This is a genomic window from Streptomyces sennicomposti (assembly GCF_019890635.1).
GTDB classification, from domain to species: Bacteria; Actinomycetota; Actinomycetes; order Streptomycetales; family Streptomycetaceae; genus Streptomyces; species Streptomyces sennicomposti.
This window is the reverse complement of the sequence record NZ_JAIOAB010000124.1, coordinates 1-2,914: the sequence shown is the minus strand read 5'-3', so window position 1 is coordinate 2,914 and position 2,914 is coordinate 1. Positions and strand designations below refer to the sequence as shown.

General features: G+C 73.4%; 2 protein-coding genes. Both read left to right on the top strand.

Annotation, left to right across the window (positions count from 1 at the left end; all coding sequences use genetic code 11):
• Positions 1-1,187 (top strand): beta-ketoacyl reductase (locus tag K7787_RS31305; protein WP_223003701.1); only part of this gene is annotated, 1,187 nt, incomplete at its 5' end.
• Between the two features lie 56 nt (positions 1,188-1,243).
• Positions 1,244-2,914, top strand: a 1,671-nt coding sequence (locus K7787_RS31300) for a type I polyketide synthase (RefSeq protein ID WP_247721471.1), incomplete at its 3' end; no start/stop codon positions are given.

The following is a 2,914-nucleotide window of genomic DNA, read 5'->3' as shown; positions in this document are numbered from 1 at the left end:
AACTCGGCGCGCACGTCACCGTCGTGGCCGCCGACGCGGCCGACCGCGACCAACTCGCCGCCGCCCTCGCGGCTGTCGACCCCGAGCACCCGCTCACCGCCGTCATCCACACGGCCGGCGCACTGCGGGACGGCGTCATCACCGCCCAGAGCCCCGACCACCTGGACGCGGTGTTCGCGCCGAAGACGGACGCGGCCCGCCACCTGCACGAGCTGACGAAGGACCAGGACCTGGCCGCGTTCGTCCTGTACTCCTCCGCGGCCGGCACCCTCGGCAACCCCGGGCAGGCCAACTACGCCGCGGCGAACACCTCGCTGGAGGCGCTGGCACGGGACTTCCGGGCCGCGGGCACCCCCGCGGTGGCGCTGGCCTGGGGGCTGTGGGCCGAGGCGAGCGGCATGACCGGCGCTCTCGGCGCCACCGACCTCGAGCGCGGCCGGCGCACCGGTATCGCGGCGATGCCCACCGAGCAGGCCCTCGCCCTGCTCGACGCCGGTCTCCGGTCGTCCGAGGCGGCCCTGGTGACGGCGCGGCTGGACCTGGCCGCGGTGCGCAGGCGGGCCGCCACGGCCGACGACGTCCCGGTCCTGCTCCGGGCGCTGGTCCGGGCCCCGCACAAGGCCGCCCGCGCCGCCACGGCCGCCGAGGAGTCGCTCGCCGAACGGCTGGCCGCCCTGTCGTCCGCGCAACGCCTCGACGCCCTCGTGGAGTTGGTGCGCACCCAGGCCGCCGCCGTCCTCGGGCACGCCACCGGCCGCGCGATCGGCTCCGACGCAGCCTTCAAGGACGCCGGATTCGACTCGCTCGCCTCCGTCGAGCTGCGCAACCGGCTCGCCACCGCGACCGGCGTCCGGCTGCCCGCCACGCTGATCTTCGACCACCCCACGCCGGTGGAGCTGGCGGGCCGCCTCCTGGAGGACCTGGGCCTCATCGACGACCCGGCGGGCGACGCCGCCCTGACGGCCCGGCTCGACTCCCTGGAGGAGGCGCTCGGCGCCCTGCCCGGCCTGGCCGACAGCGTCCGGGAGGGGATCGGCGTACGGCTGCTCGACCTCGCGGCCCGGCTCGGCGCGGTCCCGCTCACCACGGCGGCCTTCGACGCCGGCAGCGGGCGGTCCATCGACCTCGACACGGCCACCGACAACGAGATCTTCCAGCTCATGGACGGCGAACTGGGTCTGTCCTGATGCCGTCACCGCAGCCATCCCACCCATTGACGAGCCCCGAAGGGACCGACCGGGCCATGCCCAACGAACCCACGTCCACAGCTGGTTCCCCGCGACAGTCAGCCGCCCCCGGTTCACCCGGCGCCGCCGGTGAGCAGAAACTCCGGGACTACCTCAAGCGAGCCCTGGTCGACCTCCAGCAGGCCAACAAGCGCCTGCACGACATCGAGGCCGCCCGCAGCGAGCCGATCGCGATCGTCGGCATGGCGTGCCGGCTGCCCGGCGGGGTGAGCACCCCGGACGAGCTGTGGGAACTGGTCGCCGAGGGCCGTGACGCCGTCTCCGGCTTCCCCGACAACCGGGGCTGGGACCTGGAACGGCTCTTCGACGCCGACCCCGAGCGCCCCGGCACCTCCTACGTCCGCGAAGGAGGGTTCCTGCACGACGCCGACCGCTTCGACGCCGCGTTCTTCGGCATCAACCAGCGCGAGGCGCTGTCGATGAACCCGCAGCAGCGGCTGCTCCTGGAGACCAGCTGGGAGACCTTCGAACGCGCCGGCATCGACCCGACGAAGCTGCGCGGCCGGCGCGTCGGCGTCTACACGGGCGTCATGTACCACGACTACGGCGCGGACATGGAGAACGCGCCGCCGGAGGTCGAGGGCTACCTCAGCACCGGTACCGCGGGCGCCGTCGCCTCCGGACGCATCGCCTACACACTGGGCCTGGAAGGGCCCGCCGTGACCCTCGACACGGCCTGCTCGTCGTCGCTGGTCGCGCTGCACCTGGCGATCCAGGCACTGCGCGACGGCGAGATCGACATGGCGCTGACCGGCGGCGCGGCCGTCATGGCGAGCCCCGGGGTGTTCGTGGAGTTCTCCCGGCAGCGCGCCCTGTCCCCGGACGGCCGCTGCAAGGCGTACGCCGAGGCCGCCGACGGCACCGGCTGGGCGGAAGGCGTCGCCACCATCCTCGTAGAACGGCTGTCGGACGCGCGGCGGTTGGGGCATCCGGTGCTGGCGGTGGTGCGTGGTTCGGCGATCAATCAGGACGGTGCGTCGAACGGTCTGACGGCTCCGAGTGGTCCGGCGCAGCAGCGGGTGATCCGTCAGGCGCTGGCGAACGCGGGTGTGTCCGCTGATGGTGTGGATGTGGTGGAGGGGCATGGGACGGGTACGACGCTGGGTGATCCGATCGAGGCGCAGGCGTTGCTGGCGACGTACGGCAGGGATCGTGAAGTGCCTTTGTGGCTGGGTTCGTTGAAGTCGAACATCGGTCATGCGCAGTCGGCTGCGGGGGTGGCCGGGATCATCAAGATGGTGCAGGCGATGCGGCACGGGGTGCTGCCGAGGACGCTGCATGTGGACCAGCCGTCGACGAAGGTGGACTGGGGATCCGGTGCGGTGGAGCTGCTCACGCAGGCGCGTGCGTGGCCGCAGGTGGAGCGTCCGCGGCGGGCGGCGGTGTCGTCGTTCGGGGTGAGCGGCACCAACGCCCACGTCATCCTCGAACAAGCCCCCGACCAGCCTGAACCGGAGGCCGGCCCCAGGCTCCCCGCCATCCCGTGGCGCGTCTCCGCCCGGACCGGGGCCGCCCTGCGTGCCCAGGCCCGCAGGCTGCTCACGGCGACGGACGGCCTCGAACCCGTGGCCGTCGCACAGACCCTGTCCCGCGCCCGCTCCGCGTTCACCGAGCGTGCGGTGGTGGTCGGTGGTGATGGTGGGGAGTTGTCGCTGGGGTTGCGGGCT